20 protein-coding genes are annotated in these 22116 nt (G+C 72.5%); 3 read left to right on the top strand and 17 right to left on the bottom strand.

What is annotated here, in order from left to right:
* The first annotated feature begins 168 nt into the window (after nucleotides 1-168).
* On the top strand, nucleotides 169-1398 hold the full coding sequence (locus tag ACFYUY_RS32335) for a DUF349 domain-containing protein (RefSeq protein ID WP_360208888.1): 1230 nt from the start codon (nucleotides 169-171) through the stop codon (nucleotides 1396-1398).
* An 86-nt stretch (nucleotides 1399-1484) separates the two neighbouring features.
* On the opposite strand, the gene ACFYUY_RS32330 is transcribed toward ACFYUY_RS32335, so the two are convergent.
* The 16 genes from ACFYUY_RS32330 to pgsA form a co-directional block, all read right to left on the bottom strand.
* Nucleotides 1485-3902 carry a RelA/SpoT family protein gene (locus tag ACFYUY_RS32330; protein ID WP_387905935.1) on the bottom strand — a complete coding sequence of 806 codons (2418 nt, stop codon included), beginning with the start codon at nucleotides 3900-3902 and terminating at the stop codon, nucleotides 1485-1487.
* Nucleotides 3903-4093: 191 nt separating this feature from the next.
* A complete protein-coding gene (locus tag ACFYUY_RS32325) occupies nucleotides 4094-4678 on the bottom strand; it encodes an adenine phosphoribosyltransferase (RefSeq protein ID WP_360208886.1) in 585 nt (194 codons plus the stop codon).
* Between the two features lie 29 nt (nucleotides 4679-4707).
* Complete coding sequence (gene secF, locus ACFYUY_RS32320; protein WP_360208884.1) at nucleotides 4708-5805, bottom strand: protein translocase subunit SecF; 1098 nt, start codon at nucleotides 5803-5805, stop codon at nucleotides 4708-4710.
* A 4-nt stretch (nucleotides 5806-5809) separates the two neighbouring features.
* Nucleotides 5810-7621 carry a protein translocase subunit SecD gene (secD, locus tag ACFYUY_RS32315; protein WP_387905906.1) on the bottom strand — a complete coding sequence of 604 codons (1812 nt, stop codon included), beginning with the start codon at nucleotides 7619-7621 and terminating at the stop codon, nucleotides 5810-5812.
* Nucleotides 7622-7767: 146 nt separating this feature from the next.
* Nucleotides 7768-8169 carry a preprotein translocase subunit YajC gene (gene yajC / locus ACFYUY_RS32310; RefSeq protein WP_360208882.1) on the bottom strand — a complete coding sequence of 134 codons (402 nt, stop codon included), beginning with the start codon at nucleotides 8167-8169 and terminating at the stop codon, nucleotides 7768-7770.
* Between the two features lie 247 nt (nucleotides 8170-8416).
* On the bottom strand, nucleotides 8417-9493 hold the full coding sequence (ruvB, locus tag ACFYUY_RS32305; protein ID WP_360208879.1) for a Holliday junction branch migration DNA helicase RuvB: 1077 nt from the start codon (nucleotides 9491-9493) through the stop codon (nucleotides 8417-8419).
* A gap of 70 nt (nucleotides 9494-9563) precedes the next feature.
* Nucleotides 9564-10175 carry a Holliday junction branch migration protein RuvA gene (gene ruvA, locus ACFYUY_RS32300; RefSeq protein ID WP_360208877.1) on the bottom strand — a complete coding sequence of 204 codons (612 nt, stop codon included), beginning with the start codon at nucleotides 10173-10175 and terminating at the stop codon, nucleotides 9564-9566.
* 13 nt (nucleotides 10176-10188) lie between these two features.
* Entirely contained in the window at nucleotides 10189-10737 is a 549-nt protein-coding gene (ruvC, locus tag ACFYUY_RS32295; RefSeq protein WP_360208875.1) for a crossover junction endodeoxyribonuclease RuvC, read from the bottom strand.
* A 224-nt stretch (nucleotides 10738-10961) separates the two neighbouring features.
* On the bottom strand, nucleotides 10962-11720 hold the full coding sequence (locus tag ACFYUY_RS32290; RefSeq protein WP_313762932.1) for a YebC/PmpR family DNA-binding transcriptional regulator: 759 nt from the start codon (nucleotides 11718-11720) through the stop codon (nucleotides 10962-10964).
* Between the two features lie 79 nt (nucleotides 11721-11799).
* Nucleotides 11800-12417, bottom strand: a complete 618-nt coding sequence (gene pdxT / locus ACFYUY_RS32285) for a pyridoxal 5'-phosphate synthase glutaminase subunit PdxT (RefSeq protein ID WP_360208872.1) — start codon at nucleotides 12415-12417, stop codon at nucleotides 11800-11802.
* Between the two features lie 96 nt (nucleotides 12418-12513).
* On the bottom strand, nucleotides 12514-13425 hold the full coding sequence (gene pdxS, locus ACFYUY_RS32280) for a pyridoxal 5'-phosphate synthase lyase subunit PdxS (RefSeq protein ID WP_063346811.1): 912 nt from the start codon (nucleotides 13423-13425) through the stop codon (nucleotides 12514-12516).
* A gap of 128 nt (nucleotides 13426-13553) precedes the next feature.
* The gene (locus ACFYUY_RS32275; RefSeq protein WP_360208869.1) at nucleotides 13554-14099 is read right to left on the bottom strand and encodes a hypothetical protein; all 546 of its coding nucleotides are present in this window, start codon (nucleotides 14097-14099) and stop codon (nucleotides 13554-13556) included.
* Between the two features lie 65 nt (nucleotides 14100-14164).
* Nucleotides 14165-14530, bottom strand: a complete 366-nt coding sequence (locus tag ACFYUY_RS32270; protein WP_360208866.1) for an isomerase — start codon at nucleotides 14528-14530, stop codon at nucleotides 14165-14167.
* An 89-nt stretch (nucleotides 14531-14619) separates the two neighbouring features.
* Nucleotides 14620-15804: a glycosyltransferase family 4 protein gene (locus tag ACFYUY_RS32265; protein ID WP_360208863.1), complete on the bottom strand. Its 1185-nt coding sequence runs from the start codon at nucleotides 15802-15804 to the stop codon at nucleotides 14620-14622.
* Nucleotides 15805-15877: 73 nt separating this feature from the next.
* Nucleotides 15878-16864 carry a phosphatidylinositol mannoside acyltransferase gene (locus tag ACFYUY_RS32260; RefSeq protein ID WP_360208860.1) on the bottom strand — a complete coding sequence of 329 codons (987 nt, stop codon included), beginning with the start codon at nucleotides 16862-16864 and terminating at the stop codon, nucleotides 15878-15880.
* A 16-nt stretch (nucleotides 16865-16880) separates the two neighbouring features.
* Nucleotides 16881-17528: a phosphatidylinositol phosphate synthase gene (gene pgsA / locus ACFYUY_RS32255; RefSeq protein ID WP_360208858.1), complete on the bottom strand. Its 648-nt coding sequence runs from the start codon at nucleotides 17526-17528 to the stop codon at nucleotides 16881-16883.
* 243 nt (nucleotides 17529-17771) lie between these two features.
* Between pgsA and ACFYUY_RS32250 the strand changes: the two genes are divergently transcribed.
* Nucleotides 17772-19820 (top strand): elongation factor G-like protein EF-G2, encoded by a 2049-nt coding sequence (locus ACFYUY_RS32250; RefSeq protein ID WP_387905898.1) that lies wholly within the window; start codon nucleotides 17772-17774, stop codon nucleotides 19818-19820.
* On the opposite strand, the gene ACFYUY_RS32245 is transcribed toward ACFYUY_RS32250, so the two are convergent.
* Nucleotides 19808-20236, bottom strand: a complete 429-nt coding sequence (locus ACFYUY_RS32245) for a DUF393 domain-containing protein (RefSeq protein WP_360208946.1) — start codon at nucleotides 20234-20236, stop codon at nucleotides 19808-19810. The two genes, ACFYUY_RS32250 and ACFYUY_RS32245, sit on opposite strands and share 13 nt — an antisense overlap.
* A gap of 205 nt (nucleotides 20237-20441) precedes the next feature.
* Here ACFYUY_RS32245 and ACFYUY_RS32240 point away from each other — a divergent pair, with 205 nt between their 5' ends.
* Nucleotides 20442-22082: a hypothetical protein gene (locus ACFYUY_RS32240; RefSeq protein WP_360208854.1), complete on the top strand. Its 1641-nt coding sequence runs from the start codon at nucleotides 20442-20444 to the stop codon at nucleotides 22080-22082.
* Nucleotides 22083-22116: the final 34 nt, after the last annotated feature.

Below are 22116 nucleotides of genomic sequence, written 5' to 3'. Positions count from 1 at the left end.
TCGCCTATGTTGGCGTTGTATAGGGTGCCCGGACCCGCCTAGCCGCCACCCTCGGCAGCAAGTCTCGGCGGACGGGGACGGCGGACTCATCGGTCCGCCGCACATCAACTGTGGACGACGGACGCGCGCCGCCCCGGCGCGGGCGCGACGTCATGTGGAGGACGCGCTATGAGCAGCGACCCGTGGGGCCGTGTCGACGAGCAGGGCACGGTCTACGTCAGGACGGCCGACGGCGAACGCGTCGTCGGTTCCTGGCAGGCCGGCTCGCCCGAGGAGGCCCTCGCCTACTTCGAGCGCAAGTACCAGGGCATCGAGGTGGAGATCGGCCTGCTGGAGAAGCGGGTGCGCACCACCGACCTGGCCGCCAAGGACGCCCAGACCGCGCTGGACCACCTGCGCACCCAGGTCGTCGAGGCGCACGCGGTCGGTGACCTGGAGGCCCTGGCCAAGCGACTGGACACGCTCGCCGGCGAGATCGAGAGCCGGCGCGAGGAGCGCAAGGCCGCCCGGGCCAAGGCGCAGGACGAGACCCGCACCGCCAAGGAGGCGCTGGTCGCCGAGGCCGAGCAGCTCGCCGAGTCGACCCAGTGGCGGGAGGCCGGGGACCGGCTGCGCGCCCTGGTGGACACCTGGAAGGGCCTGCCCCGCCTGGACCGCAAGAGCGACGACGAGCTGTGGCACCGCTTCTCGCACGCCCGCTCGGTCTTCTCCAAGCACCGCAAGGCGCACTTCGCGACCCTGGACGCCGAGCGCGAGCAGGCCCGGCAGACCAAGGAGGCGCTGGTCACCGAGGCCGAGGCGCTCTCCTCGTCCACCGAGTGGGGCGACACCGCGGCCCGCTACCGCGACCTGATGGCGCGCTGGAAGGCCGCCGGCCGGGCCCAGCGCGACGTCGAGGACGAGCTGTGGGCGCGGTTCCGCGGCGCGCAGGACGTGTTCTTCCAGGCCCGTTCCGCGGTGTTCAGCGAGCGGGACGCCGAGCAGGTCGCCAACCAGCAGCTCAAGGAGGCGCTGGCGGCCGAGGCCGAGGCGATCCTGCCGATCACCGACCTGAAGGCGGCCAAGGCCGCGCTGCGCGAGGTGAACGAGCGCTGGGAGGCGATCGGGCACGTGCCGCGCGACGTCCGTCCGAAGCTGGACGGCCGGCTGAACGCGGTCGAGCGGGCCATCCGCGAGGCCGAGGACGCCGAGTGGAAGCGGTCCAACCCGGAGGCCAAGGCCCGTGCCGCCGGCATGGTCGGCCTGTTCGAGGCCAAGGCCGAGAAGATCCAGGCCGACCTGGACAAGGCCCGTGCCGCCGGCAACGCGTCCAAGGCCGCGAAGCTGGAGTCCGAGCTGGCCGGTGTGCAGACCCTGCTGGAGCAGGCGCACCGCAGCCAGGAGGAGTTCAGCGGCTGACCGTCCCGGTCGGCCCGCCGTACGCCGAAGGCCCCCGGGGGGAACTCCCCCGGGGGCCTTCCTCGTGCGCGCCGCGCGCCCGGCCGCTACTTGCGGGCCGAGGTGACGCGGTAGACGTCGTACACGCCCTCGACGCCGCGGACGGCCTTGAGCACGTGGCCGAGGTGCTTCGGGTCGCCCATCTCGAAGGTGAAGCGGCTCATCGCGACCCGGTCGCGGGAGGTCTGCACCGCCGCCGACAGGATGTTGACGTGCTGGTCGGAGAGCACCCGGGTGACGTCCGACAGCAGTCGGGACCGGTCCAGCGCCTCGACCTGGATGGCCACCAGGAAGACCGAGGACTGGGTGGCCGCCCACTCGACGTCGATCATCCGTTCCGGCTGCTGGCTCAGCGCCTCGACGTTGACGCAGTCGGCGCGGTGGACGGAGACGCCGTTGCCGCGGGTCACGAAGCCGAGGATCGGGTCGCCCGGCACCGGGGTGCAGCAGCGGGAGAGCTTGACCCAGACGTCCTCGACGCCCTTGACGATCACGCCCGGGTCGCCCTTGGCCCGGCGGCGCACCGCGCGGCGGTTGTCGTGCGTCGGGGTCGCGGTCTCGGCGAGGTCCTCGGTGGCGCCCTCCTCGCCGCCGAGCGCCTGGACCAGCTTCTGCACGATGTTCTGCGCGGCGACGTGGCCCTCGCCGATCGCGGCGTAGAGCGAGGAGATGTCGGGGTAGCGCATCTCGTGGGCCAGGGTGACCAGCGAGTCGCCGGTCAGGATCCGCTGGATCGGCAGGCCCTGCTTGCGCATCGCCCGGACGATCGCCTCCTTGCCGTGCTCGATCGCCTCCTCGCGGCGCTCCTTGGAGAACCAGGCGCGGATCTTGTTGCGGGCGCGCGGCGACTTGACGAAGCCCAGCCAGTCCCGGGACGGGCCGGCGTTCTCCGCCTTGGAGGTGAACACCTCGACGGTGTCGCCGTTCTCCAGGGTCGACTCCAGCGGCACCAGCCGCCCGTTCACCCGGGCCCCTATGGTCCGGTAGCCGACCTCGGTGTGCACCGCGAAGGCGAAGTCGACCGGGGTCGCACCGGCCGGCAGCGCTATCACGTCGCCCTTGGGCGTGAAGACGAAGACCTCGTTGCTGGCCAGGTCGAAGCGGAGCGACTCGAGGAACTCGCCCGGGTCGGCGGTCTCCTTCTGCCAGTCCAGCAGCTGCCGCAGCCAGGCCATCTCGTTGACGGCGCCGGCCTTGTCGTCCTTGCGGACCTGGGTCGGGGTGTCGGTGCGGACCTTGGAGGCGCCGGCCACCGCGCGCTGCTTGTACTTCCAGTGCGCGGCGATGCCGTACTCGGCCCGGCGGTGCATGTCGAAGGTGCGGATCTGCAGTTCGACGGGCTTGCCGCCCGGGCCGATCACCGTGGTGTGCAGCGACTGGTACATGTTGAACTTGGGCATCGCGATGTAGTCCTTGAACCGCCCCGGCACCGGGTTCCACCGCGCGTGGATGGTGCCCAGCGCCGCGTAGCAGTCGCGGACGGTGTCGACCAGGACCCGGATGCCCACCAGGTCGTAGATCTCGGCGAAGTCCCGGCCCCGGACGATCATCTTCTGGTAGACCGAGTAGTAGTGCTTCGGCCGGCCGGTGACGGAGGCGGTGATCCGGGCGCCGCGCAGGTCCCCCTGGACCTGGTCGATGACGGTCGCCAGGTACTCGTCCCGCTTGGGGGCGCGCTCGGCGACCAGCCGGACGATCTCGTCGTACATCTTGGGGTAGAGGATCGCGAAGGCGAGGTCCTCCAGCTCCCACTTGATGGTGTTCATGCCCAGCCGGTGCGCCAGCGGGGCGTAGATCTCGAGGGTCTCGCGGGCCTTCTTCTCCTGCTTCTCCCGCTTGAGGTAGCGCATCGTGCGCATGTTGTGCAGGCGGTCGGCCAGCTTGATCACCAGGACCCGCGGGTCCTTGGCCATCGCGACGACCATCTTGCGGACGGTCTCGGCCTGCGCGGCCTCGCCGAACTTGACCCGGTCGAGCTTGGTGACGCCGTCGACCAGCAGGGCCACCGAGTCGCCGAAGTCCTTGCGCAGGGTCTCCAGGCCGTAGTCGGTGTCCTCGACCGTGTCGTGCAGCAGCCCGGCCATCAGGGTCGGGGCGTCCATCCCGAGCTCGGCGAGGATGGTCGCCACGGCGAGCGGGTGGGTGATGTACGGGTCGCCGCTCTTGCGCTTCTGCCCGCGGTGCCACTTCTCGGCGACGGCGTAGGCCCGCTCGATGTCCCGCAGCAGCGCCGGGTCGGCCTTCGGGTCGTTCGCCCGGATCGAGCGGAACAGCGGCTCCAGGACGGGGTTGAGCACGCTGGAGCGCTGGCCGCCGAGGCGGGCCAGGCGGGCGCGCATGCCGCCGGAGGAGGAGCCGCGGCCGGTCGGCGCGGTCGGTCGCGAGGAGGTCGGCGCCGGGCGTGCCGGGGTGGCCCCCGAGGGCGTGGGACGGTTGTCGGGGGCGGCCGCTGCGGCCGTGGGCACAACCTCGTCGGGCAAGGACTCTCCTCGGGGCACCGGGGGGCCGACCCCTGCCGCGGCCCGTACGGTGCGACGCGACCGGGAGGGGATGAATCTTCATGGTACCGAGCCGGGCGGCCCGGTGTTCATCCACCCGGCCCGGAAACGGAAGGGCGGCGGTCGGATGATCCGACCGCCGCCCTCCACCAGGTCCCTCAGACCGTGACCAGCGTCTCCAGCGGAGCCCCGCCGAGGTGCCCGGCCAGCCGCTGCCGGCCGTCCAGGAAGCCCAGCTCCATCAGCACCAGGACGCCCACCAGCTCGGCGCCGGCCTCCTTCACCAGGTCCAGCGAGGCACCGATGGTGCCACCGGTGGCCAGCACGTCGTCCACCACCAGGACCCGCTCACCGGGCGCGAAGGCGTCGCACTGCACCTCCAGCGTCGCCGAGCCGTACTCCAGCTCGTACGAGCGCCGGAACACCTCGCCGGGCAGCTTGCCCTGCTTGCGGATCGGCACGAAACCGAGTCCGGCCGCGACGGCCGCCGGGGCCGCCAGCACGAAGCCGCGCGCCTCCAGGCCCACCACCTTGGTCGCCCCGAGCTCCAGCGCCCGGTCCGCCAGCGCCCGGGTGAGGGCGCCGAAGGCCTCGGCGTCGGCGAGCAGCGGCGCGATGTCCTTGAACAGCACGCCCGGCTTCGGGTAGTCCGGGACGTCCCGGATCCGGCTGTTCAGCAGCTCGGCGAGCGGGCCCCTCCCGCCCGGCTGCGGGCTGGGAGGGGCGGTGTCGGCGGTGGTCACGGTGGTGTCCTCGGGGGTCGGGGTCGGGCTCAGCGCTTGGAGGACGGACGGCCCTTGGCACGCGGGGTGCCGGCCGCACGGCCACGCTGACCGACCATACCCGCCGGCAGGTCCTCGTCCGCGATCTCCTCGCCCGGGGCCTCGCCCGCGGCGGCGGCCTTGGCGGCCGCGGCCCGGTGCTGCAGGACCCGCTTGCGCAGCGCCTTCATCTCGGGCTGCTCCTCCTTGAGCTGCGCCAGCAGCGGGGTGGCGACGCAGATCGAGGAGTAGGCACCGGCCGCGAGGCCGATGAACAGCGCGAGCGAGATGTCGTTCAGCGTGCCGGCGCCCAGGATGCCGCCACCGATGAACAGCAGCGCCGCGACCGGCAGGAGGGCGACCACCGTGGTGTTGAGCGAACGCACCAGGGTCTGGTTGAGGCCCGCGTTGGCCGCCTCGCTGTAGGTGAGCTTGTTCTGCTTCGTGAGCCCCTTGGTGTTCTCCTTCACGGTGTCGAAGACGACGACCGTGTCGTAGAGCGAGTACCCGAGGATGGTCAGGAAGCCGATCACCGTACCGGGGGTGACCTCGAAGCCCACCAGGGCGTACACGCCGATGGTGATCAGGAGGTCGTGGATGAGGGCGACCAGGGCGGCCACCGCCATCCGCCACTCGAAGGCGATCGCCAGGTAGGCCGTCACCAGGATCATGAAGATGATCAGGCCGGTGAGCGCCTTCTGGGAGATCTGCTTGCCCCAGCTGGGGCCGATGACCTGGGCCTCGACCGTGTTCAGCGGGACGGACAGCTTCTGCGAGAGCTCGGAGCGGATCTCGTCCGAGCTCTTCGACTCCTCGGTGCTGACCTGGATGCGGATCTTGCCGTTGTCGGTCGACTGCACCAGCGGGTGCGAGCTGACGACCTTGTCGGCCGTCTCCTGCGCCTGCGAGACGGTCAGCCCGGGCTTGCTCACGGTGTAGACCGAGCCGCCCTTGAACTCGATGCCCAGGTGCAGGCCCATGGCCAGGCCGATCGCCGCGACCAGCACGATCACGCCGGAGATGGAGTACCAGAGCTTGCGGCGGCCGACGAAGTCGAAGCTGACCTCGCCCTGGTAGAGCCGGTGACCCAGATTGGAGAAGCGAGACACGGTGTCAGGCCTCCTTCACGGCGGCAGAGGAGGAGGAGCTACGGCGACGGCTGCTGCGCAGCGGCGGGCGGGCGCCCAGCCGCTTCGGGTCCAGACCGGACCACGGGTGGCCGTCGGAGAAGAACTTCCGCCGGGCCAGCAGCGTGATCAGCGGCTTGGTGAAGAGGAAGATCACCACGACGTCCAGCGCGGTGGTCAGACCCAGGGTGAACGCGAAGCCCTGGACCTTGCCGACCGAGACCACGTAGAGCACCGCGGCACAGAGGAACGACACGAAGTCCGAGACCAGGATGGTGCGCCGGGCGCGCGGCCAGGCCCGCTGGACCGCCGGGCGCAGCGGGGCGCCCTCGCGGACCTCGTCGCGGATGCGCTCGAAGTACACGATGAAGGAGTCCGCGGTGATGCCGATCGCGACGATCGCGCCGCAGACGGCCGGCAGGTTCAGCGCGAAGCCGATCCCGCCGCCGAGCAGGCTCATGATCGAGTAGGTCAGGGCCGCCGAGACGAGCAGACCGGCGATCGAGACCAGCCCGAGGCCGCGGTAGTAGACCAGCGAGTAGACGACCACCAGCAGCATGCCGATGGCGCCGGCGATCAGGCCGGCCTTGAGCTGGTCGCTGCCGAGCGCCGGGGAGACGGTGGTGATGTCGCTCTTGGCGAACTCCAGCGGCAGGGCGCCGAAGCTCAGCACGTTGGACAGGTCCTGCGCCTCGGCCTGGGTGAAGCGGCCGGTGATGACGGCGCTGCCGCCCGGGATCGGGCCGTTGACCTGCGGGTGCGAGACGACCTCGTTGTCCAGCACGATCGCGAACTGGTTGGTCGGCGGGGTCTGGGTGGCCAGCTGGCCGGTGACCTTGGCGAACGCGTCGGTGCCGGTGCCGTTGAACTGCAGCTGGACCTGCCAGCCGGCGCCGGTCTGGGTGTCGATGGTGGCCTGGGCCTTGGAGACGTCCGCGCCCTTCACGGCCGCGGGGCCGAGGGCCAGCTTCTCGTAGTAGCCGTTCTGGGGCTTCTGCGAGCAGGCCACGACGGCCTTGTCGTCGGCGCCGGTCTGGGCGGCGCGGACCTCGGGCTTGGAGCAGTCGAGGGCGGCGAAGGCGGCGGACAGCTCCGGCGGCACGGTGCCCTGGGTCAGCGCGGCGCTGACGTCGGCGGCACTGGGCTGGGTGGCGGCGGCGGACGGCGTGCCGGCGGCCGGGGCGCTCGGGGCGGTGCTCGCGCCCGTGGCGGCGGCGCTCGGGCTGGCGTCGGCGGCGAGGGCCTCACCGAGGGCGCGGCCCTGCTTGGTGGGGCTGGCGCTCGCGGCGGGCGTGCCGGAGGCGGTGGCCGAGGGCGCCGCGGTGGCACCGTTCGACGGGGTCGCGCTCGGGGAGCCGGTGGCACCGGCCGACGGGGAGCCGCTGGGCGCGGGCGGGGTGAAGCCGCTGGGCGCCACGGCGAGGACCGGGCGGAAGAACAGCTTGGCGGTGGTACCGACCTGGTCCGCCGCGTTCTGCCGGTCGCCGCCCTTGGGGATGTTCACGATGATCGTGTCGTCGCCCTGGGTCTGGACCTCCGCCTCGGAGACACCCATACCGTTGACGCGGCGCTCGATGATCCCGGTGGCGATGTCCATGCTGGACTTGTTGATCGCCTTGGGGTCCGTCGACTTCGCGGTCAGCGTGATGCTGGTGCCGCCGGCGAGGTCGATCCCGAGCCGGGGCTTGGTGTTGCCCGTCCCGAACATGAGGGCGACCAGTCCGACGGTGACGACCAGGATGAGGGCCAGTGCCCGCCCTGGGTAGCCGTCGCGCGGGCGCGACTTGGGTGTTGCCACCTTGCTCGTTTCTCCCTGTCCATGCCACCTCCCCGACCGGACCCCCGTCCGGCTCGTGGCGGGACGGGGGCATGGCGGTTCTGCGGCCCTGAGGTCCTGTGGGCTCGCGGCACTGCGCCGCGCGGCCGGGCTGGTGCCCGACCGTACTACTTGCTCGCGGGAGCCCCGCCCTCGACGTCGCCCTTCTCGGCGCTGTCCTTGGTCAGCGTCAGCGGCTTGTCCTCGACCGGCTCGGCGTCCTCGGCCTCCGGCTCGGCGAGCTCGTCGTCGGCGGGGCGGCCGTTGATGATCGCGTCGTACTCCTGGGGGTCCAGGACGGCCGCGATCGCGCTCTTGGTGAAGTGGGTGACCACGCCGGGAGCGATCTCCAGCTCGATGGTCTCCTCGTTGACCGCCTTCACCTGGGCGTACAGGCCGCCGATGGTGCGCACTCCCGCCCCGGGCTCCAGCGAGGTCTGCATCTGCTGCTGCTGCTGCTGGCGCTTCTTCTGCGACCGGAACATGAGCACGATCGCCAGGATCGGGAGGAGAAGGATGATGAAGTTCACTGCAGCCAGGGTCCTTTACGGGCCGCCGATCGGCAGCCTGTGTGGTAATGGTCGGCCCGTCAGGTGAGAGGGGCGGTCCGGCGGAGTCTAGGCGACCCCGAACTGATCGGACAACGCCAAGCATCGCATCCTGCCGCCGAAAGTGGCGACCCTCCGCCTGCACAGTTTCCCCGGACTTCTCCCGTGGCTTCTCCTCGGGGCGTGGTGGCGCCGCCCACCGGGAAGCGGGCGGCGGGCGGTCACCCGTTCAGCCCCCGTCGGCCGGGAAGAGTTCGGACTGGGCCGGCACCGCGCCGCGGGTGGTCTGGACCGGAGGGGTCATCCCGAGGTGCTGCCAGGCGGCGGCGGTGGCGATCCGCCCGCGCGGGGTCCGGGCCAGCAGCCCCTCGCGGACCAGGAACGGCTCGGCCACCTCCTCCACCGTCTCGGCCTCCTCACCCACGGCGACCGCCAGTGTCGACAAACCGACCGGACCGCCGCCGAAGAGCCGCAGCAGCGCGTTCAGCACCGCGCGGTCCAGCCGGTCCAGGCCCCGTGCGTCCACCTCGTAGACGTCCAGCGCCCTGGCCGCGATCTCGGCGCTGACCAGGCCGTCGTGCCGCACCTGCGCGAAGTCGCGGACCCGGCGCAGCAGCCGGTTGGCGATGCGCGGGGTGCCGCGCGAGCGGCCGGCGATCTCGGCGGCACCCGCCGGGTCGATCTCCACGTCCAGCAGCGCGGCCGAGCGCCGCACCACCTGCTGGAGCTCGGCCGGCGCGTAGAACTCCATGTGGCCGGTGAAGCCGAAGCGGTCCCGCAGCGGCGGCGGCAGCAGACCGGCCCGGGTGGTGGCGCCGACCAGGGTGAAGGGGGGCAGCTCCAGCGGGATGGCGGTGGCGCCCGGCCCCTTGCCGACGATCACGTCGACCCGGAAGTCCTCCATCGCCATGTAGAGCATCTCCTCGGCCGGCCGGGACATCCGGTGGATCTCGTCGAGGAAGAGCACCTCGCCCTCGGTGAGCGAGGAGAGGATCGCCGCGAGGTCGCCCGCGTGCTGGATCGCCGGGCCGGAGGTGATCCGGATCGGGGCGCCCAGCTCGGCAGCGATGATCATGGACAGGGTGGTCTTGCCCAGCCCGGGCGGCCCGCTGAGCAGGACGTGGTCCGGGGCGCTGCCGCGCTTGCGGGCCGCCTGGAGCACCAGGGACAGCTGCTCGCGCACCCGCTCCTGGCCGATGAACTCCTCCAGCAGCTTGGGGCGCAGCGCCGCCTCGACCGCCTGGTCCTCACCGTCGGCGGCGGGCGTCACCAGCCGGTCGACCGGATCGGGGTCGTACGCACTCATGACCCCGCCCCGCTTCGCTCGCTCATGTGCTGTGGACTCCAAAGTCGACAAACGGACAGATCGTCAGTGGTCAGCGGGCCCGGTTGAGGCCGCGCAGGGCGAGCCGGAGCAACGCACCGACGTCCGGCGTCGCCTGGGCCTCCGCCTCGGGGGCGACGGCCGCGACCGCCTCGTCCGCCTCCCGCGGAGCGTAGCCGAGGCCGGTCAGCGCCGAGTGCAGCTGCTCGCTCCACGGAGCCGGACCGGCCGCGATCGGCTTCTGCGCCGGCACCGCGCCGTGCGGGGCGCCCAGCTTGTCCTTGTACTCCAGCAGCAGCTTGGCCGCCTTGGCCTTGCCGATGCCGGGCACCGCCACCAGCGCCTTCTCGTCGCCGCCGGCCACCGCGGCCCGCAGCGCGTCCGGGCTGTGCACCCCGAGCATCGCCTGCGCCAGCTTGGGGCCGACCCCCGGGGCCGCCTGCAGGATCTCGAAGACGGCGCGCTCGTCGTCGTCCGCGAAGCCGAACAGGGTCAGCGAGTCCTCCCGGACCACGAGCGAGGTGGCGAGGCGGACCGGCTCCCCCAGCCGCAGCCCGGCCAGCGTGCTCGGCGTGCACTGCACGGCCATGCCGACCCCGCCGACCTCGACCACGGCGAGTCCGGAGGAGATGGCCGCCACGGGCCCTTGCACGAAGGCGATCACCGGCTACTGCCTTTCAACGGGGGGTGGGACGGGCTTGCGGGGAGGTGGCGCGGGCCGCCCGCACCGCGGCCTCCAGGCGGTTCGTCGCGCCGCCGCGCCAGATGTGGCAGATGGCCAGCGCCAGGGCGTCCGCGGCGTCGGCCGGCTTGGGCGGGGCGTCCAGCCGCAGCAGGCGCTGCACCATGGCCGTGACCTGGGCCTTGTCGGCCCGGCCGGAGCCGGTGACGGCGGCCTTGACCTCGCTCGGAGTGTGCAGGGTGACCGGTATGCCGCGCCGGGTGGCGCAGAGCATCGCGACCGCGCTGGCCTGGGCGGTGCCCATCACCGTCCGCACGTTGTGCTGGGCGAAGACCCGCTCGACGGCCACCAGGTCGGGCCGGTGCTCGTCGAGCCACTGCTCGATGCCCTGCTCGACCAGCAGCAGCCGCTGCCCGATCTCGGCCTCGGCGGGCGTGCGCACCACCCCGACCCCGGCCATCCGCAGCGGCCGGCCCGGCGCACCCTCGACCACGCCGACCCCGCACCTGGTCAGCCCCGGGTCCACGCCCAGTACCCGAACCACAAGCCCCGCCTCTCCGTCGATCGCCGCCCGCCTCCGGGCCCGGGCCCGGGCCCGGATCCGGACCCGGCGCGCTCCGCGGCTCACGGCGGGCGACCTGCGAAGGCTACCGTCCGGGTCCGACAACCCCGCCGACGACACCGGCCCGGCGGTCCTGGGACCACCGGGCCGGGCCGCGGGAACGATCACCCGCCGGTGATCGCCCGCGGGCGATCACTCGGGGAGGATCACTCGGCGTCGAGCTGCGCACCGACCTCGTCGGAGATGTCGAAGTTGGCGAAGACGTTCTGCACGTCGTCGCTGTCCTCCAGCGCGTCGATCAGCTTCAGGATCTTGCGGGCGCCGTCGACGTCCAGCTCGACCTGCATGCTCGGGAGGAAGTTGGCCTCGGCAGAGTCGTAGTCGACGCCGGCGTCCACCAGCGCGGTGCGCACTGCCACCATCTTGGAGGCCTCGGAGACGATCTCGAACGACTCGCCGAGGTCGTTGATCTCCTCGGGCTCCTGGTCGAGGACGACCTCGAAGAGCTTGTCCTCGTCCACGCCGTCGGCCTTGGGGACGATCACGACGCCCTTGCGGGTGAACAGGTACGACACCGAGCCCGGGTCGGCCATCGAGCCGCCGTTGCGGGTCATCGCGACGCGCACGTCGGAGGCCGCGCGGTTGCGGTTGTCGGTGAGGCACTCGATCAGGACGGCGACGCCGTTCGGGCCGTAGCCCTCGTACATGATCGTCTGGTAGTCGGCGCCGCCGGCCTCCAGACCACCACCGCGCTTGACGGCGCGGTTGATGTTGTCGATCGGGACCGAGCTCTTCTTCGCCTTCTGGATGGCGTCGTAGAGGGTCGGGTTGCCGGCCGGGTCGGGACCGCCGGTGCGCGCCGCCACCTCGATGTTCTTGATCATCTTGGCGAAGAGCTTGCCGCGCTTGGCGTCGATCACGGCCTTCTTGTGCTTGGTGGTAGCCCACTTAGAGTGGCCGGACATCGCCAGCTCCTTTACGTCGCCAAATGGAAATGAAACAGATGAGATCTTACCGGTGTCGCAACGGGTGGTAGGAACCCCGTCACTTCGCGGCGAGGTGCTCCTCGACCATGGCGACGAAATAGGCGTGCACGCGGTGGTCGCCGGTGAGCTCCGGGTGGAACGAGGTGGCCAGCAGGTTGCCCTGGCGCACCGCCACGATCCTGCTGTCCGGGCCGTCCGCGGCGGGCAGCTCGGCGAGCACCTCGACGCCGGCCCCGACGGCCTCGACCCAGGGGGCGCGGATGAAGACGCCGTGCACCGGCGCGTCCGCCATGCCCTTGAAGGCGATCCCGGACTCGAAGGACTCGTTCTGCCGGCCGAAGGCGTTGCGGCGCACCGTCATGTCGATGCCGCCGACGGTCTCCTGGTCGTCCCGGCCGTCGAGGATCTTGTCGGCCAGCATGATCATGCCCGCGCAGGTGCCGTACACCGGCATCCCGGCGGCCACCCGCTCGCGCAGCGGGTCCATCACGCCGAACAGCAGCGCCAGCTTGGACATGGTGGTGGACTCCCCGCCGGGGATCACCAGCGCGTCGACCTCGGCCAGCTCCTCGGCACGGCGCACCGGACGGGCCAGCGCGTCGGCCTCGGCCAGCGCGACCAGGTGCTCGCGGACGTCGCCCTGCAGGGCGAGGACGCCGATGACTGGAGTGCTCACGGTCTTCAACCTCGTTCGATCGATCTACGGAAGTACGTGGCGCGGCCCGCCGCGGCGCCTCGGCGCGCGGCGGGCCGGCTCAGGAGTACGGGCGGACTACCAGCCGCGGTTGGCGTAGCGCTCGGTCTCCGGCAGGGTGTCGCAGTTGATGCCGACCATGGCCTCGCCCAGGTTGCGCGAGGCGTCCGCGATGATCTTCGGGTCGTCGAAGAAGGTGGTGGCCTTCACGATGGCGGCGGCACGCTTGGCCGGGTCGCCCGACTTGAAGATGCCGGAGCCGACGAAGACGCCCTCGGCGCCCAGCTGGCGCATCAGCGCGGCGTCGGCCGGGGTGGCCACGCCACCGGCGGAGAACAGCACGACCGGCAGCTTGCCGAGCTCGGCGACCTCCTTGACCAGCTCGTACGGGGCGCGCAGCTCCTTGGCGGCGGCGTACAGCTCGTTGTTGTCGAAGCCGCGCAGCTTGGCGATCTCGTTCTTGATCTGGCGCAGGTGGCGGACGGCCTCGACGACGTTGCCGGTGCCGGCCTCGCCCTTGGAGCGGATCATGGCCGCACCCTCGGCGATGCGGCGCAGGGCCTCGCCCAGGTTGGTGGCGCCACAGACGAAGGGGGTGGTGAAGGCCCACTTGTCGGAGTGGTTGACCTCGTCGGCCGGGGTCAGCACCTCGGACTCGTCGATGTAGTCGACACCCAGCGACTGGAGGACCTGGGCCTCGACGAAGTGGCCGATCCGCGACTTGGCCATCACCGGGATGGAGACGGCCTCGATGATCTCCTCGATCATGTTCGGGTCGGACATGCGGGCCACGCCGCCGTCCTTGCGGATGTCGGCGGGAACCCGCTCCAGGGCCATGACGGCCACCGCTCCGGCGTCCTCGGCGATCTTGGCCTGCTCGGCGTTGACCACGTCCATGATCACACCGCCCTTGAGCTGCTCGGCCATGCCGCGCTTCACCCGGGCGGTGCCGATCTGCGGCTGGTCTGCGGTGGTGGGGGTGGTGGACACGTGAGACCTCACTCGAAGATGAACCAGTGCTATCGCCCTATGGTAGGCGGAACAAGGGGCCCAACCATGCGCCACCAAGTCCAGCCCGGACGACGGGATGCGACAAACGGGCCGTATCCGAGCACAGCCTAGGCGGGCGCTCCCTCGGGCGTGAGAGCGGGCGGCGGGGCGTCGTCCATCTCGAAGGCCATCGGGAACGGCGCCTTTCCGGCCAACCGGAAGTACCGCACCAATCGGTGCTCGCGCACCGCCCGGGCCGCCCGCACCGCGTCGTTGTGGAACCGCCTGGCCATCGGCACCCGGCGCACCGCCGCCGTCAGGTCCCGCACCGCGTCCTCGCCACCCGGCTCGGCCACCAGCGCCGCCACCTGCTCGGGCTCCTCCAGCACCGCCCGCAGCGCCAGGCTCAGCTGGCTCTCCGCCACCTCGCGCTGCTCGTCCTCGGCCTGCCGGGCCGCGTGGGCCGCGTCCAGCAGCAGCAGCGAGGCCGCCGGGTCCAGCAGCGAGGAGGTCGCCAGCTCCATCGCCACCGAGGCCCGGCGGACCAGCTGCGCGTCCAGCGCCGCGCGCGCGGCGTCGATCCTGGCGTGCAGCCGGTCCAGCCGGCCGGCCGTCCAACTCAGGTACATGCCGAACAGCACCACGGCCACGCCGGCCCAGATCCAGGTAGTCACGGGGCGCAACGCTACCCGGTGTCACCGGCCCGACGTGCTCGCAGCGGCCGGGCCGGTGCCATGCCCTACCCGCCGAGGGCGGCGCTGCGGTAGGACTCCCGGTCGATGTCCGAGACGTTCACCGCGGTGTGCAGCCGCACCCCCGGCTCGGGCCGGACGTGCTCGGCCAGCAGCGCCAGCACGCCCTCGCTGAGCGCCGCCTTCGCCTCCGGCGTCCGGCCCGGGAAGATCTGGAACTCGACGTACACCTGCGCCGCCGGCTCCTCGCCGTCCCCCACCACGAAGTCCTCGTCGCAGCGGAACAGCGTCTTGCAGGCGCCCGGGGTCGCGTCGATCGTCTTCACCGCGAGCCGGTTGATCGCCACGCCCAGCGCCCTGCGGTCGAAGGAGCCGGCCAGGCCCGGCGAGTAGTCCACGGAGATCTGCGGCATCGGAATTCCCCCATGCGTCGACACCAGTACGGACCACCGACCCTAACCCGGCCCGGCCGCCGCCCCGCAGGGTCCCCCGCCGACGCGGATCAGTCGCGCGCCAGCCCGAACCGGCCGCGCCGGCCGCTGCGCACGTCCTCCTCGACCACCGCCGCGGCCCCCGCCGTCACCGTCTCGTACACCGCCAGGATGTCGGCACCGACCGTCGACCAGTCGAACCGCCGCACGTGCCGCGAGGCCGCCTTCCGCAGCTCCTCCAGCCGCCCCGGGTCGCCCAGCAGGCGCAGCGCCGACCGGGCCAGCGCGTCCGCGTCCTCCACCGGGAACAGCTCGCCGGCGTCGCCGCCGTCCAGCACCTGCTTGAACGCGTCCAGGTCGCTGGCCAGCACCGGGGCGCCCGCCGACATCGCCTCGACCAGGATGATCCCGAAGCTCTCGCCCCCGGTGTTCGGCGCCACGTACAGGTCCACGCTGCGCAGCAGCCGGGCCTTGTCCCGGTCGCTGACCATGCCGAGGAACTCCACCTGCGCACGGACCTCCGGCGCCAGGCCCGCGACGGCCTCCTCCTCGTCGCCCTTGCCCGCCACCAGCAGCCGCACCCCCGGCCGCTCCGCCAGGATCCTCGGCAGCGCGGCCAGCAGCGTCGGCAGGCCCTTGCGCGGCTCGTTGATCCGGCCGATGAAGCCGATCGTGCCCGGCTCGCCGTCCGCCGCGCCGCCGGTCCAGCGCTTGTCCGGCTCGGCCTCGGCGAAGAAGCCGACGTCCACGCCGTTCGGGATCACCACCGCGTCGCCGCCCAGGTGCTCCACCAGCGTCCGCCGGGCGTACTCCGACACCGCGATCCGGGCCCGCATCTTCTCCAGGCCCGGCTGCAGGATCGGCGAGGCCGCGATCATCGCCCGCGAACGCGGGTTCGAGGTGTGGAACGTCCCCACCATCGGCCCGGAGGCCGACCACGCCGCCAGCATCGACAGGCTGGGCGAGGCCGGCTCGTGGACGTGCAGGATGTCGAACCGCCCGTCGTGCAGCCACCGCCGCACCCGCGCCGCGGACAGGATGCCGAAGCTCAGCCGCGCCACCGAGCCGTTGTACGGCACCGCCACCGCCCGCCCGGCCGAGACCACGTACGGCGGCAGGGCCTCGTCGTCCTCGGCCGGCGCCAGCACCGACACCTCGTGGCCCAGGCCGATCAGGTGCTCGGCGAGATCCCGGATGTGGAACTGCACCCCGCCGGGGACGTCCCAGTCGTACGGGCAGACGATGCCGATCTTCACGGGTTCCTCATGCTCCTTCGGGTACTCCTGCGGGCACTCCTGTTGACCGGGGCCAGGACCCGGTCGGCCGGGATCAGGACCCGGAGGCCTCGGCCGCGGGCTCGCCGGCCTGCTCCGGCCCGGCCTCCCGGGCCCGCTCGGGGCGCGGCCCGGCCGCCTCCCCCACCGTCTCACGGACCGGGAGGTCGGCCAGCCAGAAGCGCTGCAGCATGTGCCAGTCCTCCGGGTGCTCGCCGATCCCCCGCTCCCACACGTCCGCCAGCGCCTGGGTCATCGCCCGGGTCCGCTCCTTGCGGTCCTCCCCCGGCGGCACCGGCACCTCGGGGTGGATCCGTGCCCGCATCACCGGGCCCTCGTACCAGAGCGTCACCGGCAGCAGCGCCGCCCCGGTCCGCTGGCACAGCGCCGCCGGACCGGCCGGCATCCTGGTCGCCTCCCCGAAGAAGGACACCTCCAGGCCCGCCTCCGAGAGGTCGCGGTCCCCCACCAGGCAGACCAGCCGCCCCTCGCGCAGCCGCCGCGCCAGCGTGCCGATCACGTTCACCCCGCCGCCGGTCAGGGCCAGGACCTCCATGCCCTGGCCCTCCCGGAACGCCACGAACCGGTCGAACAGCCGCTCCGGCTTCAACCGCTCCGCGACCGTCGTGAACGGGAAGCCCTGCTGGGCCACCCAGGTGCCCGCGAGGTCCCAGTTGCCCATGTGCGGCAGCGCTATCACCGCGCCCCGCCCGGACTCCATCGCCTCCCGCAGGTGCTCCGTGCCGTCCACCCGGACGTCGCGGGCCACCCGCTCGCGGCTCCACACCGGCAGCCGGAACGACTCCATCCAGTACCGCAGGTACGAGCGCATCCCGGCCCGGGACAGCTCCCGCACCCCCGCCTCGTCCAGCCCCGGACGGACCCGGCGCAGGTTGGCCTCCAGCTGGAGCACCCGCTTGCCGCGCTTGCGCCAGGCGTAGTCCGCCAGGCCGTCGAAGAGGCCCCGCGCCGCCCGCTCCGGCAGGTGCTTGAGCACCGCCCAGCCCAGCGCGTACGCCCAGTACACCAGTCGGTCCGTCACCGCAGGACGCCCCCCATCAGCTCCCGGCCGCCGCTCGGTCGGCCTCGAACGCCTCCCGGCGCACGGTCAGCATCCGCTGGAACACCGTCACCAGACTGCCCGCCGCGACCAGCCACAGCGCCACCGGCAGCAGCCACTCCACGTACGGCACCCCGAACGTGTGCAGCCCCGAGACCCCGGCCGCCACCAGGCTGATCACCAGCCGCTCCGCCCGCTCCACCAGCCCCGACACGTCGCACGGCAGGCCCTGGCTCTCCGCCCTCGCCTTGGTGTACGACACCACCAGACCGCTCGCCAGGCAGAAGATCGCCACCGCGCACAGCAGGTCGTTGTCGCCCTTGCCCGCGTACCACATCGCCAGGCCGCCGAAGATCGCGGCGTCCGCGACCCGGTCCAGCGTGGAGTCCAGGAACGCCCCCCACTTGCTGGTCCGGCCCAGCTGGCGGGCCATGTTCCCGTCCACCAGGTCCGAGAAGATGAACAGCGTGATCGTGATGGTGCCCCAGAAGAACTCCCCGCGCGGGAAGAACACCAGCGCACCGGCCACCGAACCGGCGGTACCGATCAGCGTCACGGCGTCCGGGCTCACGCCCAGCCGGATCAGGAACGCGGCGAACGGGGTCAGGACACGTGTGAAGAAGGCACGCGCGTATTTGTTGAGCATGGCCTTCCCGACCGCTCCGATCTCCCTGGTACCCGCCTGGCGCAGTTCGCGCGGCAGACGACCGGACGGATCAGCCCGCCCGGCGCACCCATCGTAGCCAGGCCGGGGAGCCGCTCCGTCGCACCCACCGCCCCGCGACACACCCGTCCCGCCCCGCACCCGCCCGTCGTACGACACGCGCCGCCCCGACACCCGCCCCTAGACTTTCGAAGGACACCCCCGGCGCTACGGGAGGAGACCCCGATGCCCGACCGCAGCACGGCACGAGCCGCTCAGGCGCCCGCCGTCACCGGCCCCCGGGACCTGCGCAACGTCGTCCTGATCGGCTCCAGCGGTGTGGGCAAGACCACCCTCGCCGAATCCCTGGCGCTCGCCGCCGGCGCCACCGGCCGGGCCGGCCGGGTCACCGACGGCACCACCGTGTCCGACCACGAGGACATCGAGCACCACCAGCAGCGCTCCGTCCAGCTCTCGCTGCTCCCGCTCGAGTGGAAGGGCGTCAAGATCAACCTGATCGACCCGCCCGGCCACCCCGACTTCACCGCCGACCTGCGCGCCGCGCTGCACGCCGCCGACGCCGCCGTCTTCGTCGTCTCCGCCACCGACCCGGTCACCGCCCCCACCCGCGCCCGCTGGCGCGAGTGCGCCGCCGAGGGCATCCCGCGCGCCATCGCCGTCGCCAAGCTCGACCTCGCCCACACCGGCTTCGACGACATCCTCACCGCCTGCCACGACGCCTTCGACCTGGGCCCGGACACCCTGCGCCCGCTCTTCCTGCCCGTCCTCCACGACGGCCACCCCGACGGCAGCGTCGACCTCCTCACCGGCGACACCTACGGCCGGGCGGCCCCGCTGCCCGACACCGGCCCCGCCCACGACAGCCTCGTCGAGGCCATCTCCGGCCAGGACGACACCCTGATGGAGCGCTACCTGGCCGGCGACGCCCTCGACACCGAGGCGCTCGAAGCCGGCCTGCGCCGCGAGGTCCTCGACTGCGTCCTCCACCCCGCCGTCCCCACCAGCGACAACGGCCTCGGCGCCGCCGAGCTCCTCGACCTGATCGTCCACACCTTCCCCGACCCCACCGAACGCACCCGCCCCGCCCCCGACTGCGACCCGGACGCCCCGCTCGCCGCCCAGGTCGTCCGCGTCACCGGCGACGCCTACGTCGGCCGGATCAGCCTGCTGCGCCTGTACGCCGGCACCCTGCGGCCCGACACCCGGATCCACCTCACCGGCCCCGCGCACACCGCCGACCAGAACGGCGACGAGCGCGTCACCGGCCTCACCAGCCCGTTCGGCAAGCTCCAGCGGCCCGTCCCGCACGCCGTCGCGGGCGACCTGGTCTGCGCCGCCAAACTCACCACCGCCCGCGCCGGCGACACCGTCCACGACCCCGGCCACCCCGTCGACCTCGACGGCTGGACGCTGCCCGAGCCGCTGCTCCCGATCGCCGTCGAGGCCCACAGCAAGGCCGACGACGACAAGCTCTCCCAGGCCCTCGCCCGCCTCACCGCCGAGGACCCGGCCCTGCGCCTCGAACAGAACCCGGACACCCACCAGCTCGTCCTCTGGTGCACCGGCGAGGCCCACGTCGACGTCGTGCTCGACCGGCTGCGCAGCCGGCACGGCGTCCACGTCGACACCGTGGAGCCGAAGGTCGCCCTGCGCGAGACCTTCGGCACCGCCGCCGCCGGCCACGGCCGGCTCGTCAAGCAGTCCGGCGGCCACGGCCAGTACGCCATCTGCGACCTGGAGGTCGAGCCGCTCCCGGCAGGCTCCGGCTTCGAGTTCCGGGAACAGGTCGTCGGCGGCGCCGTCCCCAAGCACTTCATCCCCTCCGTCGAGAAGGGCCTGCGCGCCCAGCTCGCCAAGGGCGTCGCCACCGGGCACCCGCTCGTCGACGTCCGGGTCACCCTCACCGACGGGAAGGCGCACTCCGTCGACTCCTCCGACGCGTCCTTCCAGAACGCCGCCGCCCTGGCCCTGCGCGACGCGGCCGAGCACGCCGTCATCCGGCTGCTCGAACCCGTCGCCGCCGTCACCGTGATGCTGCCCGACGACTACCTCGGCGCCGTCCTCGGCGACCTCGCCGCCCGCCGCGGCCGCGTCCTCGGCACCGAGACCGGCGGCCCGGGCCTGACCCTGCTGCGCGCCGAGGTCCCGGAGCTCGAACTCGTCCGCTACCCCGTCGACCTGCGCTCACTCACCCACGGCACCGCCGAGTTCTCCCGCGCCTACCTGCGCCACGAACCCATGCCGACCGCCGTGGCCGCCCGCTACACCGACTGAACGCCGCCCGGCCGGTGCGGCAGCGCGCACGCCGCCGTGCCGCCGGGCATCCGGTGGCGGTTGCGCGACACCCAGCGGTAGGCGAGCCCCGCCACCGGCCGCACCGGCGCCAGCGTCAGCACCGCGCCCAGGAAGGCCCAGGCACCGCCGGTGCGCAGCAGCAGCCGGGCCACCGCCTGCGCTCCCCCGTACACCCGGCCCGTCGGCGTCAGCCAGAGCACCTCGCGCTCCGCGCGCTCCGCGGTCAGCTCGCCGCGCCCGCCCGCCCGCGCGTCCAGCGCGGGCAGGTCCGCGAACTGGAACGGCACCGCCTCCCAGCCGCCGGAGGCCAGGGTCTGGCGCAGGTAGCGCTCCCCCCACCGCACGCAGGACGAGCAGAACGAGCAGTCCCCGTCGAACACCAGCACCGGGTCCATCAGGTGGGCCCCCTTCCTCGCGGTCACCACCATCCTGCCCCACCCCCACACGCCCCCGCCGCCCGGGTATCGACCCGCCCGAAGCTGGGCATCATGCCCCTCGGGCCGGGTGCGGCCGGATCGTGACGGCACTTCAGACGATCATGAGCGCGGCGGCACCACGGCACGGTAACCTGCCGCTGACAAGGGGAGGAGGGTCGCCACCGTGACCACACTCGACATGACCCCGGGTGCGCAGATACCCCGGACGGACGCCGGGCCGCAGACCGGAGTCACCCAGGCGCTCTCCTCGGTCGCGTACCGCGACGGCAAGATCGAGGACTTCGTCGGCAAGGTCACCGCCGCGACCCACAAGAAGCCCCGGTTCAAGCTCTTCGAGGCCAATCTCGGCGAGGCGTTCAGCGCCGCCGTGATCGCCCGCACGGTGGGCGCCGGGCGCAAGCCGATCGTGCCCTCGTTCGGCACCGACACCCGCCAGATCGTCGAACACTGCCTCGCCGCCCAGGAGTTGCGCGCCGCGCGGGACCGCAGGCTGACGGTGGTCACGCTGCTCTTCGGCCTGCTCGCACTGCCCGGCACCCTGCTCTGGGTCGGCGCGTTCTACCTGCGGATCTACCTCATGAAGGGGAAGGCCCTCCAGGACGAGCTCTACGGCAGCCTCGCCCTGCTGGCCGCGGCCGTGGTGTCCGTGCTGGTGCTGGTCAAGCCGCCCGTCCAGGGCCCGCTCGGCGTCTACCTGCGGATCGCCATGGTCCCGCCGATCATCGGCTGGATCCTCGCACGGCGCATCGTGCTGCAGTCCACCAAGGACCTCCGCGCGCGCTGGCAGGCCCTGGTCGAGGGCAACGCCGTCGCCGCCAGCGTCGCCAAGGCCGTCCCCCGCGACGACCTCGACAAGAAGGCCGTCGACCTGCGCGACCGGCTCGCCCGGATGGACGGCGAGCAGGAGACCAACATCCAGCACTACGCCGGACCCAAGGGCATCCTCGGAATCGGCCGGCGCTGGGGCGAGTGGCGCCTGGTCGACGTGATGCGCCCCGCCGAAGGCCACTCCGACTTCCGCGCCTTCCACCCCTGGGACCTCGTCCGGAAGATCTCCTCGCACCTCAAGGGGCTCGCCGTCAGCGAGGTCGCCAACAGCGGGATGACCAACATCACGGTCAAGCAGTGGGCGGTCATGGAGATCGGCGAGAACGCCGACGAGATCTCCCGCCCCGGCAACGCCGACATGGACGGCGACCGGATGCGCGACTTCGCCCTGCAGACCATCGCCGACAAGCAGACCTTCGCCGGCGGCGGCCCCCGGCACTACCTGGCCACCCAGTTCATCACCTTCGACGGCAAGCTGATCATCACCTTCACCATCACGGTGACCCTGCTCGCCAACACCCTCACGGTCACCGTCGCCGGCTACGCGCTCGGCCCGGTCAACGGTGTCTTCGGCGACAAGCCGGCGCCCAAGGAGAAGACCGTCCAGAAGACCGGCAAGTTCTGGGAGGAGCGCACCGTCCAGCTCCCCCTGATCGACAACGACGAGGTGGTGCGCCAGGCCCTGCGCGCGCCCTTCACCCGGGCCCCCGGGCTGCTCGCCTGGCTCGGCGGCGGCATGGGCCTGCCCGAGCCGTTCGGCTTCCGGCACGCCTGGGCCAGCCCGCCGTGGGGCAGCCGCTTCATGACGGACAACGCGCTCAACGCCTCCGTCCCGGTGCTCGGCGCGGTGCACGCCGCCACGCTGGAGTTCCTGGAGGAGCACGACCTGGACACCGAGCGCTTCAAGAACCGCGCCTCGATCATCAAGTCCGAGGCGCAGGGCACCCGCCCGTACAGGGTCGACCAGTTCGAGTAGGGCCGCGCAGGCGCCCGTACGACCGACAACACGG

Origin of the sequence: Kitasatospora sp. NPDC004745, assembly GCF_042873275.1 — a bacterium.
In the GTDB taxonomy this organism is placed as follows: Bacteria; Actinomycetota; Actinomycetes; order Streptomycetales; family Streptomycetaceae; genus Kitasatospora.
The sequence above is the reverse complement of the archived record's forward strand: the minus strand, read 5'-3'. Positions and strand labels throughout refer to the sequence as shown.